The 17,030-nt window shown below is 67.4% G+C and carries 14 protein-coding genes and 2 pseudogenes; 7 read left to right on the forward strand and 9 right to left on the reverse strand.

Going from position 1 to position 17,030, the window contains the following annotated elements:
* Positions 1 to 199: 199 nt before the first annotated feature.
* From E0E30_RS07220 to E0E30_RS07230, 3 genes are read left to right on the forward strand one after another with little or no spacing between them, the layout of a single operon-like run.
* Positions 200 to 802: a hypothetical protein gene (locus tag E0E30_RS07220; RefSeq protein ID WP_130865722.1), complete on the forward strand. Its 603-nt coding sequence runs from the start codon at positions 200 to 202 to the stop codon at positions 800 to 802.
* 26 nt (positions 803 to 828) lie between these two features.
* Positions 829 to 1,653, forward strand: a complete 825-nt coding sequence (locus E0E30_RS07225; RefSeq protein ID WP_167853911.1) for a Tat pathway signal sequence — start codon at positions 829 to 831, stop codon at positions 1,651 to 1,653.
* A 47-nt stretch (positions 1,654 to 1,700) separates the two neighbouring features.
* Complete coding sequence (locus E0E30_RS07230; RefSeq protein ID WP_130865724.1) at positions 1,701 to 2,294, forward strand: GNAT family N-acetyltransferase; 594 nt, start codon at positions 1,701 to 1,703, stop codon at positions 2,292 to 2,294.
* 143 nt (positions 2,295 to 2,437) lie between these two features.
* Here the strand turns inward: E0E30_RS07230 and E0E30_RS07235 are convergent, their stop codons facing one another.
* The 7 genes from E0E30_RS07235 to truB all read right to left on the reverse strand — a co-directional run bounded on the left by E0E30_RS07235 (position 2,438) and on the right by truB (position 11,244).
* Positions 2,438 to 4,177, reverse strand: a complete 1,740-nt coding sequence (locus E0E30_RS07235) for a pyruvate dehydrogenase (RefSeq protein WP_130865725.1) — start codon at positions 4,175 to 4,177, stop codon at positions 2,438 to 2,440.
* A gap of 118 nt (positions 4,178 to 4,295) precedes the next feature.
* Positions 4,296 to 5,354 carry an LmeA family phospholipid-binding protein gene (locus E0E30_RS07240; protein ID WP_167853912.1) on the reverse strand — a complete coding sequence of 353 codons (1,059 nt, stop codon included), beginning with the start codon at positions 5,352 to 5,354 and terminating at the stop codon, positions 4,296 to 4,298.
* The gene (gene dapB, locus E0E30_RS07245; protein WP_130865727.1) at positions 5,347 to 6,087 is read right to left on the reverse strand and encodes a 4-hydroxy-tetrahydrodipicolinate reductase; all 741 of its coding nucleotides are present in this window, start codon (positions 6,085 to 6,087) and stop codon (positions 5,347 to 5,349) included. The genes E0E30_RS07240 and dapB overlap by 8 nt, the downstream gene beginning before the upstream one ends.
* 193 nt (positions 6,088 to 6,280) lie before the next feature.
* Entirely contained in the window at positions 6,281 to 8,497 is a 2,217-nt protein-coding gene (locus E0E30_RS07250; protein WP_130865728.1) for a polyribonucleotide nucleotidyltransferase, read from the reverse strand.
* Between the two features lie 388 nt (positions 8,498 to 8,885).
* On the reverse strand, positions 8,886 to 9,149 hold the full coding sequence (gene rpsO, locus E0E30_RS07255; RefSeq protein ID WP_130865729.1) for a 30S ribosomal protein S15: 264 nt from the start codon (positions 9,147 to 9,149) through the stop codon (positions 8,886 to 8,888).
* Positions 9,150 to 9,371: 222 nt separating this feature from the next.
* Positions 9,372 to 10,331, reverse strand: coding sequence for a bifunctional riboflavin kinase/FAD synthetase (locus E0E30_RS07260; protein ID WP_130865730.1), 960 nt, complete (start codon positions 10,329 to 10,331; stop codon positions 9,372 to 9,374).
* Positions 10,332 to 10,347: 16 nt separating this feature from the next.
* Positions 10,348 to 11,244 carry a tRNA pseudouridine(55) synthase TruB gene (truB, locus tag E0E30_RS07265; RefSeq protein ID WP_210115795.1) on the reverse strand — a complete coding sequence of 299 codons (897 nt, stop codon included), beginning with the start codon at positions 11,242 to 11,244 and terminating at the stop codon, positions 10,348 to 10,350.
* Here truB and E0E30_RS07270 point away from each other — a divergent pair.
* Entirely contained in the window at positions 11,231 to 12,682 is a 1,452-nt protein-coding gene (locus tag E0E30_RS07270) for a BglG family transcription antiterminator (protein WP_245306541.1), read from the forward strand. The genes truB and E0E30_RS07270 overlap by 14 nt on opposite strands.
* Before the next feature lie 20 nt (positions 12,683 to 12,702).
* On the opposite strand, the gene E0E30_RS07275 is transcribed toward E0E30_RS07270, so the two are convergent.
* Positions 12,703 to 13,920, reverse strand: coding sequence for an integrase catalytic domain-containing protein (locus E0E30_RS07275; protein ID WP_130865601.1), 1,218 nt, complete (start codon positions 13,918 to 13,920; stop codon positions 12,703 to 12,705).
* A 272-nt stretch (positions 13,921 to 14,192) separates the two neighbouring features.
* On the opposite strand from E0E30_RS07275, the gene E0E30_RS07280 reads away from it, so the two are divergent.
* Together E0E30_RS07280 and E0E30_RS07285 are read left to right on the forward strand one after the other, a co-directional pair.
* Positions 14,193 to 14,876 carry a PTS sugar transporter subunit IIA gene (locus tag E0E30_RS07280; protein WP_130865732.1) on the forward strand — a complete coding sequence of 228 codons (684 nt, stop codon included), beginning with the start codon at positions 14,193 to 14,195 and terminating at the stop codon, positions 14,874 to 14,876.
* 14 nt (positions 14,877 to 14,890) lie between these two features.
* Positions 14,891 to 15,052, forward strand: a pseudogene (locus E0E30_RS07285) (transcriptional regulator GutM); the annotation flags it as partial.
* Between the two features lie 8 nt (positions 15,053 to 15,060).
* Here E0E30_RS07285 and E0E30_RS07290 read toward each other — a convergent pair.
* Entirely contained in the window at positions 15,061 to 16,368 is a 1,308-nt protein-coding gene (locus E0E30_RS07290; protein WP_130865734.1) for an ISL3 family transposase, read from the reverse strand.
* A 146-nt stretch (positions 16,369 to 16,514) separates the two neighbouring features.
* On the opposite strand from E0E30_RS07290, the pseudogene E0E30_RS07295 reads away from it, so the two are divergent.
* A pseudogene (locus tag E0E30_RS07295) lies at positions 16,515 to 17,030 on the forward strand (PTS glucitol/sorbitol transporter subunit IIB); the annotation flags it as partial.

The raw sequence follows: 17,030 nt of genomic DNA on the forward strand, positions 1-17,030 counted from the left end.
CCGGGGGCACCGTGCCGGGGCGGTCGTGGCTCGCCGCGGGCGCTGATCGGGCAGTCATCGGAGGTGTCCGGGAGGCGACGGGAGGGCGAGCATTCGAGGAACTCTGGCGCCCAAGGGTGCCGCTGACGCACAGGGTGCCGATAGAAACGGAGTCGTCCCGGCCCGAAGGCGGTCCGGGACGCCCGAGAGGAGTGACGCCGTGTCCGCCCGACGAGTACCCGTCCTCGCCCTGACCCTGTTCGCCCTCGTCACCGGATGTTCCGGAGCGGCCGACGCCGTCGAGCCCGTGACGGTCACCCCGACCCCGCGCGTGTCGGTGTCGTCGGTCGCGCCGAGTCAGACGCCCACGCCGAGTCCGACGCCGGAGCCGGTGAGTGTGGCGGAGGCGGAGAAGACGTACAGAACGATTGCTGAACAGGTCTACCTCTCGGAGAAGTCGGGCGGTCTCCGTCCCGACCAGGCCGTGCCTGCACGGCTCGCCGCGCTCACGACTGGCTCGGCATCGAAGGACTATGAACAACTCCTCCGCCAGATCTGGCTCAAGGGCAGCACATGGAAGTCGGGGAGATATGTCATCACGGGCGTTCGACAAGTCCCTCTCGACAAGGCCCACTTCAGCAACGCCCTCGCACTCGAATCATGCGAGGACGGCCGCTCAATTCGTACCTCGTGGAGCGACGGCCAGGAAACAACCGGTCAGCTCATCCACATGACGACGTGGTACCAACGCTCCGCCGACGGAACACTGCGTCAAGTTGACTGGCTCGGAAGGAGGGTCACGTCATGCGACGTCTCGCAGTGACGATCAGTGTGGCCTCAATCCTCGTCATGACGTCCCCTGTGACCGCATGGGCGGGTGGTGACTCCTCCTGGAGCAACAAGGTCTTCACCAACGGCCCCGGCTACGACGTCAGGACCGAGGTGTCGACGACTGACACCTCCGGGGGCGGATCGGGAACCTCACGCTCGGGTGAGCGCGAGACGACGAGCGTCGAGGGCCTGGACCCCTCCGATGCCTTCGCCATCCGCAACGGCTACCGCGACGCCGCCGACTACCGCTGCTCGCTCATCAAGGCCGGGGCCGAGGGCGCCCCTGACGCGGCGCAACGGGACCAGGCGTCGAAGCTGTGGCAGTCGATGTGCGCGTCATCTCCCTCAGCACCGTCGGGTCCCGACCCTGCCGTCATCGGCCGCCGCGCCGCGCTCACCCTGACCTTGCCGAGCGCGGTGCCGGTCATCGCCCCGAGTCACCTGCGCAACGAGTGGCACATCAATGCGGTCGGACAGCCGTTGTGGATCAGCGTCAATGATCCGGTGACCGTCCGCACCGCAACGATGTCCTTCTCCGGACTGGCCGTCACCCTGCGCGCCGTCCGTCGACCGTTGTCGGTCGACCTGGGCGACGGGACGCGGTTGACCTGCTCGTCGACCTCACGGTGGACGCCGTCGGTCGATCCCGACGCCGACTCCCCCACCTGCGGTCATCGGTATGCGCGGCGTCCGGCATCGGGCAGGTACACCGTGACGGCCCGGGCCACGTGGGACGTCACGTGGTCGGTCGGCGGGCAGAGCGGGGTCGTCACCGTCGTCAAGACCGGGGCGACGACCATCCCCGTCAAGGAGCTGCTCAGCGTCGACGTCCGCAATCCGTGAGCTCACTGGGCCGACGACAACGGGCGTCGAACCCGTAGGCTGGTCCCATGACTTCCCCGCAGCCCGACAGCACCGACACCTCCCCCGACGCACCGCTGGCAGCTCCCTCGGTGCGCCTGGCCATGCCGTCGGAGGCGGCGTCGATCGCCGAGGTCCAGTTGCGTGCCTGGCGGGGAGACCCGAGCCTGGCCGGAGTCGACCTGCCGACCCCCGAGGAGGTGACGTCGGCCTGGTGGGAGGCGATCGCCCGCCCGCCCCTGGCCGAACTGCGGGTGCTCGTCGCCGTCGAGCCGGCGCCCGGCGGCATGGCGGTGCGCGGCTTCGCCGCAGTCGGCCCCAGTGACGACGAGGACGCCGACCCCCGTGACGGGCTCGTCGCCGAGTTCATCGTCGACCCGGGGCATCGGCACGCCGGGCACGGCTCGCGTCTGGTCAACGCCGCCGTCGACACCCTGCGCGCCGACGGGTTCACCCGCGCGACGTGGTGGGTCCGCACGACCGATGACGTGCTGCGCGCGTTCCTCTCCGAGGCCGGTTGGGCACCCGACGGCGCCCATCGGGAGACCGGGACCGAGGACGAGCAGACCCGGGTCAAGGAGGTTCGGCTGCACACCGACATCTCCGCGGATCCCGCCTCCTGACCTCCGTCACGTCGCACCGGGTCTCCGCCCGCGTGAGCAGCCCTCGAGGAGTGCCGACACCACGCCATCGACGACGAACCCGACTCGCGACATGCCGAGGGGCCGCCACCTGCCGGTGACGACCCCTCCGTGCACGGGACGGCTCAGAACCGAGGAATGTTCCGCATGTTCGACGTGGCCATCGACACCGCCTCGCCGGCGCCTCGGTTGAGGACGATCTTGCTCATGGCCGTGGCGAACCCGATCATCTGCTCACCGGTGATCTCCGGGGGCAGCGAGAGGGCATTGGGGTCGGTGAGCACCTCGACGAGGGCCGGTCCGTCGAAGTCGAAGGCCGCCTGGAGTGCCTCACGGACATCCTTGGGGTCATCGACGCGCTGGGCGTGGAAGCCCATGGCCTCGGCGACGCCGGCGTAGTTGACGTCGTGGACGTCGGTGCCGAAGTCGGGCAGACCGTTGACGAGCATCTCGAGCTTGACCATGCCGAGGGTCGAGTTGTTGAAGACGACGACCTTGATCGGCAGGTTGAGCATGCGCGCGGTGACGAGCTCGCCCAGGAGCATGGACAGGCCGCCGTCGCCGGAGACCGAGATGACCTGGCGTCCGGGGTGCGAGGCCTGGGCGCCCAGGGCCATCGGCAGGGCGTTGGCCATGGATCCGTGGAGGAACGACCCGATGAGTCGGCGGGTGCCCAGCGGGTCGAGGTAGCGGGCCGTCCACACATTGCACATGCCGGTGTCGGCGGTGAAGATGGCGTCCCGGGCGGCCACCTCGTTGAGGACGTGCGCGACGTACTCGGGGTGGATCGGCTTCATCTTCTCGACGTTGCGGGTGTACGACCCGACCGGCGCCTTCATGATCTTCGCGTGCCGCTTGATCGTGGCGTTGAGGAACTTGTCGTCGTGCTGCTTGATGAGCGGGGTGAGGGCCTGGCACAGGGCCAGGACGTCCGCGCACACCGGGAAGGACACGTTGGTACGGCGCCCCAGCTTGTGCGGGTTGTTCTCCACCTGCACGGTGAGGGTGTCGGGCAGGAACTGGTTGTACGGGAAGTCGGTGCCCAGGAGGATGAGCACGTCGGCGTCGTTCATGCCCTCGGCGGCCGCGCCGTAGCCCAGCAGGCCGGTCATGCCGACGTCGAAGGGGTTGTCGTACTGGATGAAGTCCTTGCCACGCAGGGAGTGGCCGATCGGCGCCTTGAGCTTGTCGGCCAGCGCGATCACCTCGTCATGGGCTCCCTCGACGCCGGCGCCGGCGAAGATGGCGACCTTCCTGGCGTCGTTGAGCAGGCTGGCGAGCTGCTTGAGGTCCTCCGGGTTCGGCTCGATGCGGGGCCGGCGGAAGGGCACGTAGATCGGGGTCGGCGCGGTCGCCTTCTTGTCGGAGATGTCACCGGGCAGGGTGATGACCGACACGGACTTGTCGGCCATGGCGTGGCGGATCGCCGAGTTGACGACGCGCGGGGCCTGCTCCGGGGTCGAGATGAGCTCGCAGTAGCTGGCGCACTCGACGAACAGACGGTCGGGGTGGGTCTCCTGGAAGTACTGGGAGCCGATCTGGACGCTGGGGATGTGCGACGCGATGGCGAGCACGGGGGCCTGCGAACGGTAGGCGTCGTAGAGGCCGTTGATGAGGTGCAGGTTGCCCGGGCCGCAGGAACCGGCGCACACGGCGAGCTCACCGGTGAGCTGGGCCTCGGCCGCGGCGGCGAAGGCGGCCGCCTCCTCGTGGCGGACGTGGACCCAGTCGATGCCGCCCTTGGCCGATCCGCCGGTCTTGCGGACGGCGTCGACGATGGGGTTGAGGGAGTCGCCGACAATGCCGTAGATCCGATGCACCCCCGCATCGACGAGTTGTTCGACAATCTGTTCGGCAACGTTCATGGATGACCTCCGAAAAGCGACGGATGAGGGCCGGACGACGCGGCCGCACGCCATCCTACGGCACCGGCGGCCACGTTCCGGCCGGCTTCGCGACGCGCTGACAAGCCGCCCTGACAAGTCAGGATGGCTGCAGATCGGAGAGGCGGACGTCCTTTCCGGACAGGTTGACGACCAGACCGTTGGCCGACGCCGTGAGGGACTCGTAGGTGAGCGATCCCAGATCGGGCAGGACGGCACGCGAGACGACTGCGGCAAGGGTCGGAGCGAGCAGGGACGACGGGATGGACACTCCCTCGACGGTGGCCGTCGGGTTGGCCAGGGTGATCTGACGCGTCGACGGGTCGATGCCGGGTTCGGCGGTGACGTCGATGGACACGTTGATCCCGAGCACGCGGGCCGTGCGCTTGAGCGTCACCCGACCCGACCCGGCCGAGGTGATGGTGGCCCCGGCGAGGCTCGACAACTCGGTGTAGCTGATGCGTCCTCGGGCCGTGACGGAGTCGAAGGTCGTCCGAGTCGACTCGCGGGCGTTGTTGACCCCCGTCGCATGGAAGGAGACGTCGCTGAAGGTGACGGTGCGCGAGTCCTTGGTGAACCGTGCGGCCGGCGAGGTGACGTCGATCGATGCGAGCCGGTCGGTGGCGAGCACCGCCAGGAAGGGCCAACCGCCGATGGACACGTCGACCTGGGACGACTCGACGCCGAGCGCCGCGGCGACCTGGCCGGCGACGGAGTCCTCGGTGCGGGTGCGGGCGACGCCGTCACCGAGGAAGGCCCCGACGACGAGAGTGATGACGAGCAGCCCGGCGACCAGGGCGCCGACCCAGCGACGACGGCGTCGACCACCGGAGCGCCGGGAACCAGGGGGTGGGACCGGGGACGACGAGGCGACAGCGGTCGTCGGCGTCGGGGCCACGGACGCGGTCGCCGGGGGCTCCCAGGACTGCGGATCGGACGGGGTCTGCGGATCGGAGGGGGTCCGATCCTGTGGGCGCACCGGGGTCCACGTGGGGCCGGCAGGCTGATGACCCTGCGGCGGAGCGAAGTCGATGCGCCTGGTCGGCTCGGAGCCGAGCCCGTCCAGTCGCTGGGTCGGCTCGGGGGCGCCGACGTCGAGCCGGCGCGTCACCTCGTCGTCGGGTTCCTGCGAGCCGACGCGTTCCCCCTGGTCAGCCAAGATCGAGCAGGTCCTCGATGCCGATGGTGAGGCCGGGCCGCTCACCGACCGAGCGCACTGCCAGGAGGACGCCGGCCATGAACGAGACCCGATCCATCGAGTCGTGGCGGATCGTCAGCGTCTCCCCCTCGGAGCCGAAGAGGACCTCCTGGTGGGCGACGAGCCCGCGCAGGCGGACCCCGTGGACGTGGATACCGTCGATGTCGGCGCCGCGAGCCCCCGGCACCTCGTCGGTCGTCGCATCGGGAACCGGGCCCAGACCGGCCTCCTCACGCGCCTGGGCGATGAGTTGGGCGGTCGTGCGGGCGGTGCCCGAGGGGGCGTCGACCTTGTTGGGGTGGTGGAGCTCGACGATCTCGACGGACTCGAAGAAGCGGGCGGCCTCCTGGGCGAAGTGCACCATGAGCACGGCGCCGATCCCGAAGTTCGGGGCGACGACGGCGCCGACCCCGGGGTGCCCGGCCAGTCGGGTGCGCAGGGCGTCGTACCGCTCGGGGGTGAACCCGGTGGTTCCGACGACGACGTCGATGTCGTGGTCGATGGCCCAGGCGAGGTTGTCCATGACGACGTCCGGCCTCGTGAAGTCGACGATGACGTCGGCGCCCAGGAGGGCGTCCCGGTCGTCGTCGGCGTCCACTCCCCCGATGAACTCGAGGTCGTCGGCACCGTTGACCGCCTCGACCACCTGGGACCCCATCCGTCCGCGGGCCCCGAACACGCCGACCTTGATCATCGAGTCATCCTTCCGCCTCCGGGGATCTCGGGCGCGAGCTCCCCCGTTCCTCACGACGCGATCCACCCTACCGACTCGATCCGACAGTTCCGCGGTTCCGGACCGCCCGAGCTCCCTGACGATCCCGTGCACGGCGACGGGGCCCGCGCCGTGCACATGGCAGGCGCGGGCCCCGTCGTCAGGAACCGGCGGATCACTCCTCGTCGGAGTCGTCGTCCTCGTCGTCGTCATCGGAGGCCAGGACGAGCGAGAGCTTGCCGCGGTCGTCGACCTCGGCGATCTCGACCTGGATCTTCTGGCCCACCGACAGGACGTCCTCGACCGACTCGACGCGCTTGCCGTCGTTGAGGTCGCGCATCTTCGAGATGTGCAGCAGGCCGTCCTTGCCCGGCAGGAGCGAGACGAAGGCGCCGAAGCTCGTCGTCTTGACGACGGTGCCGAGGTACCGCTCGCCGACCTCGGGCATCTGCGGGTTGGCGATGGCGTTGATCATCGAGCGGGCGGCCTCGGCCGAGTCGCCGTTGTCGGCTCCGATGAAGATGGTGCCGTCGTCCTCGATGGAGATGTTGGCGCCCGTGTCGTCCTGGATCTGGTTGATCATCTTGCCCTTGGGGCCGATGACCTCGCCGATCTTGTCGACGGGGATGTGCACCGTGATGATCCGCGGGGCGGTCGGTGCCATCTCGTCAGGGGCGTCGATGACGTCGTCCATGACCTCGAGGATCGTCGTGCGAGCCTCCTTGGCCTGCTTGAGCGCCCCCGCCAGGACGTCGGCGGGGATGCCGTCGAGCTTGGTGTCGAGCTGCAGGGCGGTGACGAACTCGCTGGTCCCGGCGACCTTGAAGTCCATGTCGCCGAGGGCGTCCTCGGCACCGAGGATGTCGGTGAGGGCCAGGTACTTCGTCTCGCCCTTGTCATCGGTCTCGCTCATGAGGCCCATGGCGATGCCGGCGACCGAGGCCCGCAGCGGCACACCGGCGTTGAGCAGGGACAGGGTCGAGGCGCACACCGAACCCATCGACGTCGAGCCGTTGGAGCCGATGGCCTCCGACACCTGACGGATGGCGTAGGGGAACTCGTCGCGGGTGGGAAGCACGGGGATGAGGGCGCGCTCGGCGAGGTTGCCGTGGCCGATCTCACGACGCTTCGGGGAGCCGACGCGGCCGGTCTCACCGGTCGAGTAGGGCGGCATGTTGTAGTTGTGCATGTAGCGGCGCACCTTGTCGGGCGACAGGGTGTCGAGCTTCTGCTCCATGTCGAGCATGTTGAGGGTGGTGACGCCGAGGATCTGCGTCTCACCGCGCTGGAAGAGCGCCGACCCGTGCACCCTGGGGATGATCCCGGCGTCGGCCGAGAGGGTACGGATGTCACGCGGGCCACGACCGTCGATACGCACGCCCTCGTCGAGGACGCGCTTGCGGACGATCTTCTTCATGAGGGCCTTGAAGGCGCCGGAGACCTCGGACTCACGGTCGGGGAACTTCTCGGCCAGCTCGGCCTTGACCCGCGACTTGAGCTCGGACTCGGCGTCCTGACGCTCGAGCTTGGCGGCGATCTGCTCGATCCGCGACAGCTCGTCGTGGGCCAGGGCGTCGACGGCGGCGTAGACGTCGTCCTCGTAGTCCTTGAAGACCGGGAAGTCGTAGGTCTCCTTGGGCAGCTTGGCGGCCAGGGCGGACTGGGCGTCGCACAGCACCTTGATGTAGGGCTTGGCGGCCTCCAGACCGGTGGCGACGACCTCCTCGGTGGGGGCGGTACGTCCGCCACGGACGAGCTCCCAGGTGGCGGGGGTCGACTCGGCCTCGACCATCATGATGGCGACGTCACCGTCGGCCAGGACGCGGCCGGCGACGACCATGTCGAAGGTCGACTCCTTGCGCTGCTCGACGCTCGGGAAGCAGACCCACTGGTCGCCGATGAGGGCCATCCGGACGCCGCCGATGGGGCCCGAGAAGGGGAGACCGGCGATCTGGGTGGACATCGAGGCGGCGTTGATGGCGACGACGTCGTAGTAGACGTTGGGGTTGAGGGCCAGCACCGTGACGACGACCTGGACCTCATTGCGCAGGCCCTTGACGAAGGACGGACGCAGCGGGCGGTCGATGAGACGGCAGGCGAGGATGGCGCCCTCGGAGGGGCGGCCCTCACGGCGGAAGAAGGAGCCGGGGATGCGCCCGGCGGCGTACATGCGCTCCTCGACGTCGACCGTCAGCGGGAAGAAATCGATGGAGTCGCGGGGGGTCTTGGCGGCCGTCGTGGCCGACAGGAGCATGGTGTCACCGTCGAGGTAGACGGCGGCGGAGCCGTCGGCCTGCTGGGCCAGCAGGCCAGCCTCGAAGCGGACGACGTGCTTGCCGAAGCTGCCGTTGTCGATGATTGCCTCGGTGAACTCGAGACCGGGTCCCTCCATGGGGATGTTCCTTTCGCAGGGTGGCCGACCGCCTCCTGGGGGCGCACTCGCCCCTGCCCCAGCACTCGCGCCGGTCTTCGATCGAAGCCATCGGGACGGACCCCCGGTGGCCACTACCGAGGACCGAGACGTGCGTCCGGTCAGGCTGCTCGGTCGGCAGACACAGTTGTTCTTATTCTGTCGATCAGACTACGCCATGGCACCGACACAACGCGAACACCGTTGTCGCCGCGCGCGATGTCGATCGGCCCGGGGACCGGCGACCCCACGACGACTGGCTGCTGACGCTGGTCTGCCGAGGACGGGCGATGCACCCGGGACGCGACTCGGGCCGCCCCGAAGGGCGGCCCGAGAGGTGGATCGTGATGATCCGAGGTTCTGGACGAGGTCAGCGGCGCAGACCCAGGCGAGCGATGAGGTCGCGGTAGTGCTCGATGTCGTTCTTGGCGACGTAGTTGAGCAGGCGACGACGCTGGCCGACCATGAGCATGAGGCCGCGGCGGGAATGATGGTCACCCTTGTGCGACTTGAGGTGCTCGGTGAGGTCGGCGATGCGACGGCTCAGGACCGCGATCTGGACGTCCGGGGAGCCGGTGTCGCCGGGATGGGTCGCGTACTCGTCGATGATCTTCTTCTTCTCGGCAGCATCCATGTGCGTGCTCCTTCCGTGTCCGTTGCGCGGCGTCCCCGATGCTCGGTGTGCAAGGGACTCTTGGGCGGCCGCGGCCGTTCTGACGGCAACTTGTGCAGCGTACCAGCGTTCCGGTGGCAGTGCGAATCGCCGGGATGACGGCGGCTCGCCGATGCCTGTGGCCGCGGGTGACCCGATGACGCTGCGTCCCTCACGGCCCGGACGTCAGGAGTCACGCCACCTTCATCGGACGTCACCATCCGGGGACAACCGCCGCAGGATCTCCTTGCACCGGTGGACGTCGGCGGTCATCTGGGTGATGAGTGGCTCGATGCCGTCGAACCGCACCTGACCACGCAGGTGGGCGACGAACTCGACCCGGATCTCGACCCCGTAGAGGTCCAGATCGGTGCGGTCGATGACGTACGTCTCGACCCGCTTCTCGACGCCGTCGAAGGTGGGGTTCGAGCCCACCGAGATGGCAGCAGGAAGCCGCTTGCCGGCCTCGGGGCCGGACTGCCGCGTCAACCAGCCGGCGTACACCCCCTCGGCCGGGACGGCGTACTCGGACGGAAGCACGAGATTGGCGGTGGGGAACCCGAGCAGCCTCCCGCGCTGGTCACCCATGACGACGACGCCGTCGACGCCGAACGGGCGCCCCAGATGGGCGGCGGCGTCCTCCACCCGCCCCTCGGCGACGGCCTCGCGCACGGCGGTCGACGAGGTCCGAGCGTCCCCGACCGACACCAGGGCCACCGAGGTGACGTCGAAACGCCCCTGGCCGATGTCGGCCAGGGTGCTCGGGGTGCCCGCCGCCCGGGCGCCGAACCGGAAGTTGCGGCCCACGACGATGTGCCTGGGGTTGAGCGGCTCGAGGACGCGTTCGACGAAGGTCGCCGGGCTCCAGGAGGCGAACTCCTGGGTGAAGCGCACGACACGCACCTGGGACGCCCCGGCCTCCTTGAGCAGGGCGATGCGCCGCTCGAGGGTTGCCAGGAGCAGGGGCGCCTTGTCCGGGGTGAGAACGCTGATCGGATGTGGCCAGAAGGTCACGACGACGACCGGCAGGTCGGGGTCGATGGATCGCGCACGCGCGATGACCTCCTGATGCCCTCGATGAACCCCGTCGAAATTGCCGATGGCGACGGTGGTCGGGCGTGACGGGTTTGGCACGTCCGGCAGTTTACGCAATGAGCCCCGCATGACCCAGTTGACGACGTCAGACGAGAACGCAGACGGGCCTGGACCAGCCCGCTCGGTCGGGGTCGGGACGGTACAGCGCCAGGAGGTCACCGTCGGGGTCGAGCAGGGCCGTGGGATCCTGCGGGACCGGCACCTCGAGGGCTCGCCCGACGCGAACCGCGGCCTCCTGGTCCTCGTCGAGGTCGATGACGGGGAAACTCAGTCGAGCCGCCACCCCCATCGCCACGAGCGTCGGCCTCGGAGCGTCATCGGACAGGTCGACCGGGTGTTCCGGGAGGACGAACGGGCCGACCCGGGTGCGCCGCAGGGCGGTGAGGTGTCCCCCGACGCCCAGCAAGGCACCGACATCACGGGCCAGGGCGCGGACGTAGGTGCCCGAGGAGCAGGTGACGAGGCAGTCGACGTCGACGACGCCCGTCCCGTCGACCTTGAGGCGACGCACTGAGGTGGCGTCGAACCGGTCCACGTGCACCGGGCGGGCCTTGAGCTCGACCTGCTCGCCGGCGCGGACGCGGGCGTAGGACCGCTTGCCGTCGACCTTGATGGCGCTCACCGCCGTCGGCACCTGTTCGATGTCACCGCGCTGCGCCGCCATGGCGGTCTCGATGTCGGCGTCCGAGACGGCCGAGGCGTCGACCCGGTCGATGATCTGCCCCTCGGCGTCGTCGGTGACCGTCGAGACGCCCAGTCTCATCGTGGCGACGTAGTCCTTGTCGTGGAGGGCGAGGTGGCCGAGCAGACGGGTCGCGCGGTTGACGCCGACGACGAGGACGCCGGTCGCCATGGGGTCGAGGGTGCCGGCGTGGCCGACCTTGCGGGTGCCCAGGAGAGGCCGCACCCGCCCGACGACCTGGTGGGAGGTCCAGCCGGCGGGCTTGTCGACGAGGAGGAGTCCTGATGTGAGCGCGTTCATCGCCCTCATCCTCTCGTCGTGCGACCTCGCCCTCAAGTCGTCCAATCGACTTCACCCAAGCGGAAAACAACTGAATGAATGGCACTGTTCATCCGAGGCATGCTCCAACTACTGTCGTGTTGTCCGGTCAGACGAAGACGTCGCGAAGGAGGCGAACATGAGTCGGGAGGCTTTGATCCTGCGGCATCTGGAGACCTCTCTCACCGAGGATCCAAACGTGTTCGCCAGCAGACTCGTCGTGAGTCAACGTACTATCGAGAACGCAGTGGCCCGACTCAACCTACTGTTCGATGGTTCCGCCTCAATTCGACTTGTCGATGGTCGATACAGGTTGTATATCGCTGACGCCCGAAGATATGGCCACGTTCGCGACGAGGTGCTCCGGGCGAGCGACTCGCTCAATGATCCTATACAGAGGTCTGCACGAGTCTTTGCAATCCTCCTCGACGCGGACAGTCCCGTACGGATCGACGACCTCGCACGCGAGTTCAGCGTGTCTCGATCGACCCTCAATTCCGACCTGGCCGTGCTGCGTGGCGTCCTCGCCCAACATGACGTGACCATTTCAGGTCGCCCGAACAGCGGACTCACACTTCAAGGAAGTGAGTACAACCTTCGTATGGCCGTCTTGACGCACTTCTCCGGCGAGCTGTGTGAGCCAAGCGAACTCAGATGGGATGTCAGCGCAGCCGCTGGCGAGGTGTGTGCATCGTGGCATCTCAATCGGACGTCACGGACCACGGTTCTCATGTGGCTGAGGCTCACACTTGACAGGGTCACGGCTGGCCATCCGATCAGCGGGCTTCCACCGGAGTTCGACGAATTGCACAGCACCGCTGCCCATGCCTTCGCCCAGGAGCTCTTGACAGGCGTCGCCGACGTCCTCGGCCTCGCATGGACCCCGCAGGAGTCACTCTTTCTGGCGGTTGCAGCAGCCGGCATGCGAACCCCGGACGATGCCCAAGGTCGAGAGCTCTTCCCCACCTCGAGCGACATCCCCACGCTCGTCAATGACATCTTCGGACGCATTCACGAGGTCATGGGCGTCGACATCTCGTCCGATGTCCTTCTGGATGAATTCAGCCACCACCTTTCGTTCATGTTGGCAAGAATGCGATTCCGGGTCGAGGTTGACGCCGAGGCGGTCGCCGACATCCAGCGCCAATACCCGGTCGCCTACCAGATGGCACAGATCAGCCGCGAGGTCCTCGAAGAACGCAGCGGGCTGAAGATCACGGACTCCGAGGTCGGGCTGATGACGAGCTACCTCGAGGTGTTTCTCAATGCTCACCAGCGCCAACAGTCAGCTCAGCTCCACGTAGCTGTCGTAAGTGGCAACGGGAGGGTTTCCGGCCACCTGCTGCGTGCACAGCTCAGTCAGGTCCCGTCTTGCCTCATGTCAAGATGTCCGGATGAGCGCAGCGCTTGCCTCAGCTGAAATGTCCGGATGGAGATGAGTCAGGCGGCGGGTTGGTCGGTCTGGGTGCGACGTTCGGCTAGGCGGATGAGCTGGTTCTGGATGTCGGTGATCCGCCGGGCCAGATCGGCGGGGTTGAGCCTGTCGTGCTCGGCTGCCAGGCGGGCCCGTGTGGCGGGGTCCAGGACACGGGAGTCGACCAGCCGCTGGTAAGGGGTCTTGGGCTTGTCGTAGACCCGCTTCTTGCGCCCCGCGGAGGTGGTGGTCCAGCCGATGGCCTTGACGCAGGGTAGTAGGTGGTTCTTGCGGGCCATCACCAGGGGCCACAATTGGTTGAGCAGCTGAAGCTCGGTTGCGGTCTCGTAGCGGTATCTGAAGGCGTGGCGGCGGACCCAGTCGCCGTTGCGCTGCTCGACGTGGGCGTTGTCGTTCTTCTTGTAGGGCCGCGAGCGGGACATCGCGATGTCGTGGCCCTTCGCCCAGTCGATGAGGCCCCAGTTGATGAACTCCGACCCGTTGTCGACGTGGACCTCCGCCACGGGCACGGGCATCTGGTCGACGATCCGGTCCATGCCGGCCCCGATGTGGACGAATGCCTTGTTCTTGACCGTGGTCAGGACCGTGTAGCCGGAGACGGGCAGGGTGGCCGACAAGGTCCACAGGAATTCCCCGACCAGGGTGTGGCCGCAGTGGGCCACGGTGTCGACCTCTACCAGCCCGGGATCGGTGATCGGCCCGTCCAGGCTGGTGCGCAGGGGCACCGCGGCACGCAGGATGTGAGGGGCGGGTCGGGTGGCTGACAGGCCGGCGGCCGGGTAGGCGGCGTCCTTGAAGGGTTTCAGGTACCTGTCGATGGTGGCCGCCGACATGGAGCGCAGTTCGGTCAGCACCGCGGGGGTGGCCCGGCGGGTGACTTTCCCGAACTCCTTGAAGCGTTCCAGCCTGTTCAGGGTGTCGTCCATCACGGGGGCCAGGTACTTCCCGGAGGGCTGACCCGTCACGCTCCACACGTGCTGGAGGACCTTCACGGCGTCGTAGGAGTACTTGCGGGGCCGGGGCCGGCGCTTCTGCTGGGACGCGGCACCTTTCCGCGTCAGGGCTGCCCGGATCGCGCGGCGGGCGTGGTCACGGGTCCAGCCTGTGGTGGCGGTCAGGGAGTCCAGCAGCACCGACTTGTCCTTCTTCGATGCGGCCCGGTACTGGTGGGCGTACTTCTTGGTGATCTCACGGCGTGCGGCCATCGACAGCTCCCGATCCATGGCCCGGGCCTACACCGTCAGTACGCGGACATCCTCATCTGAGGCACGTGCTGCCGCATCCGGACCTTTTACGTGAGTCTCGTCGGNGTACTTCTTGGTGATCTCACGGCGTGCGGCCATCGACAGCTCCCGATCCATGGCCCGGGCCTACACCGTCAGTACGCGGACATCCTCATCTGAGGCACGTGCTGCCGCATCCGGACCTTTTACGTGAGTCTCGTCGGGTCCTTCCCAACAATACAGAGTACGTCTTACTATCGACAGACGACCTCATGACCGAGGCACTCCAGGGAATCGATGTGCTGGTGTCGACCCCTGGTATCTCTGCAGACCTGGACCTCGATGGCCTGCCGCCGATCGTCGAGCTCGGCCAAGTGTTCGACAAGTCGGAACTCATCCAGAAACTGTCCCTCCTGCGTTTCCGTCGTCAGGTCGACCTCGATCTGGCAGGCGCAGGCCCTTCTCTCATCGCCGCACTCCTCGACTCACGTCGGTTCATGTGCCTACCGAGGAGAACCTCCTACTGGGGCGCCACCGAGGCTCTGCTGGAACGACTCGAACACCTGGGGCTCACCACTCCGGCCTTCCGCAAGGCACTCATCGACCGGGAGCAAAGCGCGTCGATGCTCCTGGATGACAGGATCGGGTTTCCGCACGCAACCGTCCCCGGGTCTGATCGCATCGTGCTCGCCATGGCAGTCATCCCCCGCGATCACGACGAGCCAGGACCTCGAGCCGTCATTGTCATGGGTGTTCCGGCCAAGGCCGACTATGACGACACGATTCTTATCGATGTGTACGACGAGATCATTCGGCTCATCGCCGACCCGGACCTGCTCAATGATCTGAGCCATCTCACCAGTCACGAACAACTCTTCTGGTTCCTGACGGACCACCTCACCCAATCTGCCACACGCTCCCGTCGAGCAACGAGCGCGCAGCGTCGAACCACTTGATCGGAAGGACCACCATGTTCTGGACTGTCCTCATTGTCGTCATCATCATATATTCAGCCAATACGGCACTGGCCATGCGGCAGATGAAACGCTTCTCGACGTCCTATTCATCCCTGCGGCGCCGAGGAAAAGTTGCGATCGGCAAGCAGAAGAATGCTCTGACGTCGGGTTCCATAGCGGCTCTTCAGGATCCAGGGTGTAGTCGGGGTCTGAATCCTCCGGTCTCCAGGAGTGATCTGGTGATGTAGTGGGTGAGGTTGCGGAATCCCAGGGCGATGCCGCGGAGGTGTTCGAGTCTGCCGTTGATGGCTTCACTGGGCCCGTTCGAGGTCCCGGGGTGGTCGAAGTAGGCCAGGATGTCGTCGGCCCGCTTCTTCAGGGTGTGGCCCAGAGTGGTGACTTCGGGCAGGGCCTTCGGGACTTTGGTGGCGATCGCGTCGATGAGGTGGGCCATGATGCGTCTGCCCTCGGCACGGTTCTCGGCGCGGTAGGCGGCCACGATCTCCTGGTAGACCGCCCAGGTGACCTGGACCGGGGCGTGGGCGTCGGCGGCGAACACCTGTTCCAGGCGGGCGGCCTGCCGGTCGGTGAGCAGGTCCCGGCCCGTGTGCAGGGTCAGCCTGACCCCGAACAGGGGGTCGCCCGCCCGGCCCCGATGGCCCGTGGTGTCCTGCTGGACGCGTTGGCGGGTGACATCGAGCTGGTCGCCGGCGAGCTGAACGACGTGAAACGGATCCACGACCTCGACCGCGGCCGGGAGTTCTTCGGCGGCTGCGGTCTTGAAGCCGGTGAACCCGTCCATCGCCACGATCTGGATGCGGTCGCGCCAGGCCTGGTCGCGGCCGGCCAGCCAGGTCTTGAACACCTTCTTGGAACGTCCCGCCACCATGTCGAGCAGCCGGGAGGCCCCGGTGCCGTCGCGAAGCGGTGTCAGGTCGATGATCACGGTGACGTACTTGTCACCACGGCTGGTGTGGCGCCACACGTGCTCGTCGACCCCGATGACCTCCACGCCCTCGAAGCGGTGCGGGTCGTCGATGAGCCGGCGGGTGCCCTCGGCCAGCACCGCATCGTTGGCGGTGGTCCAGTCCACCCCCAGACCAGCGGCGATACGGGAGACCGGCAGGTGATCGAGCACCAGGCCCTCCAGTGCCCAGGCCAGCCCTCCCCGCGACAGTTTCGCCCTGGCCTGGGCGGCCTGGTCGGTGTTCTGGCGCCACACGTGTCCGCAGCCGGTGCACCGGTACCGGCGTACCCGGATCTGGAGGATCGTGGGCCGGTGGCCCATCGGGGTATGGGCCAGCCGGCGGATCACCGTGTCACGAGGGACCCCCTGGCATCCGCACCAGTGGCACCAGTCGTCGGGGGCGACGACCCGGCAGGCCAGGACCGTCTCCTCGTCACTGATCAGCTGGCCGGTGACCTCCAGACCGAGTTCGTCGAGACGGGCGAATGTGGTCAGGTCGGGGGCGCCGAAGGTAGCGTGGTTCATGGAGGACCTTGCGATTCACGAGGACGGGACTTAAGACACTCCGATCCTCGCGCAGGGTCCTCCCCCCACGCACCCCGGCCCCACAGGCCAACTACAGCAGACTCTCACACAGTCAAGTCACAACTACACCCTGGATCCTGAAGAGCCAGATCGGTCTTGGTGCGGGTCGTGTCATCTCGATCTTCTACCAGGCAGCCCGTGACGCGGTTCAGGCGATGCTCAACACCGTCATTCCGTTCATGGCCTTCGTCGCCATGCTCATCGGCATCATCAATGCATCTGGATTCGGCAACTGGTTCACCAAGCTGCTCGTGCCACTGGCAGGATCCGGCATCGGACTCATCGTCCTCGGGCTCATCTGTTCCCTGCCATTCCTTTCACCGCTGCTCGGCCCTGGTGCCGTCATCGGTCAGATCATTGGAACCCTCATCGGCGTCGAGATCGGCAAGGGCAACATTCACCCGAGCCTGGCACTTCCCGCCCTCTTCGCCATCAACACCCAGAACGCATGCGACTTCATCCCGGTCGGTCTCGGCCTGGCAGAAGCCCAGCCCGAGACGGTCGAGGTCGGGGTCCCCAGCGTTCTCTACTCCCGCTTCCTCAATGGTGTGCCTCGCGTCGCCATAGCCTGGCTTGCCAGCATCGGTCTGTACGCATCCTGA

The sequence above is a fragment of the Acidipropionibacterium timonense genome (assembly GCF_900605005.1).
In the GTDB taxonomy this organism is placed as follows: Bacteria; Actinomycetota; Actinomycetes; order Propionibacteriales; family Propionibacteriaceae; genus Cutibacterium; species Cutibacterium timonense.

What these genes read in the sequence shown, in the direction of transcription:
- E0E30_RS07260 (WP_130865730.1), bottom strand. Translation starts at nt 10,331, where the DNA reads ATGCGGGGCTCATTGCGTAAACTGCCGGACGTGCCAAACCCGTCACGC.
- E0E30_RS07250 (WP_130865728.1), bottom strand. Translation starts at nt 8,497, where the DNA reads ATGGAGGGACCCGGTCTCGAGTTCACCGAGGCAATCATCGACAACGGC.
- E0E30_RS07290 (WP_130865734.1), bottom strand. Translation starts at nt 16,368, where the DNA reads ATGAACCACGCTACCTTCGGCGCCCCCGACCTGACCACATTCGCCCGT.
- E0E30_RS07235 (WP_130865725.1), bottom strand. Translation starts at nt 4,177, where the DNA reads ATGAACGTTGCCGAACAGATTGTCGAACAACTCGTCGATGCGGGGGTG.
- E0E30_RS07280 (WP_130865732.1), top strand. Translation starts at nt 14,193, where the DNA reads ATGACCGAGGCACTCCAGGGAATCGATGTGCTGGTGTCGACCCCTGGT.
- truB (WP_210115795.1), bottom strand. Translation starts at nt 11,244, where the DNA reads ATGAACGCGCTCACATCAGGACTCCTCCTCGTCGACAAGCCCGCCGGC.
- E0E30_RS07275 (WP_130865601.1), bottom strand. Translation starts at nt 13,920, where the DNA reads ATGGATCGGGAGCTGTCGATGGCCGCACGCCGTGAGATCACCAAGAAG.
- E0E30_RS07225 (WP_167853911.1), top strand. Translation starts at nt 829, where the DNA reads ATGACGTCCCCTGTGACCGCATGGGCGGGTGGTGACTCCTCCTGGAGC.
- dapB (WP_130865727.1), bottom strand. Translation starts at nt 6,087, where the DNA reads ATGATCAAGGTCGGCGTGTTCGGGGCCCGCGGACGGATGGGGTCCCAG.
- rpsO (WP_130865729.1), bottom strand. Translation starts at nt 9,149, where the DNA reads ATGGATGCTGCCGAGAAGAAGAAGATCATCGACGAGTACGCGACCCAT.
- E0E30_RS07230 (WP_130865724.1), top strand. Translation starts at nt 1,701, where the DNA reads ATGACTTCCCCGCAGCCCGACAGCACCGACACCTCCCCCGACGCACCG.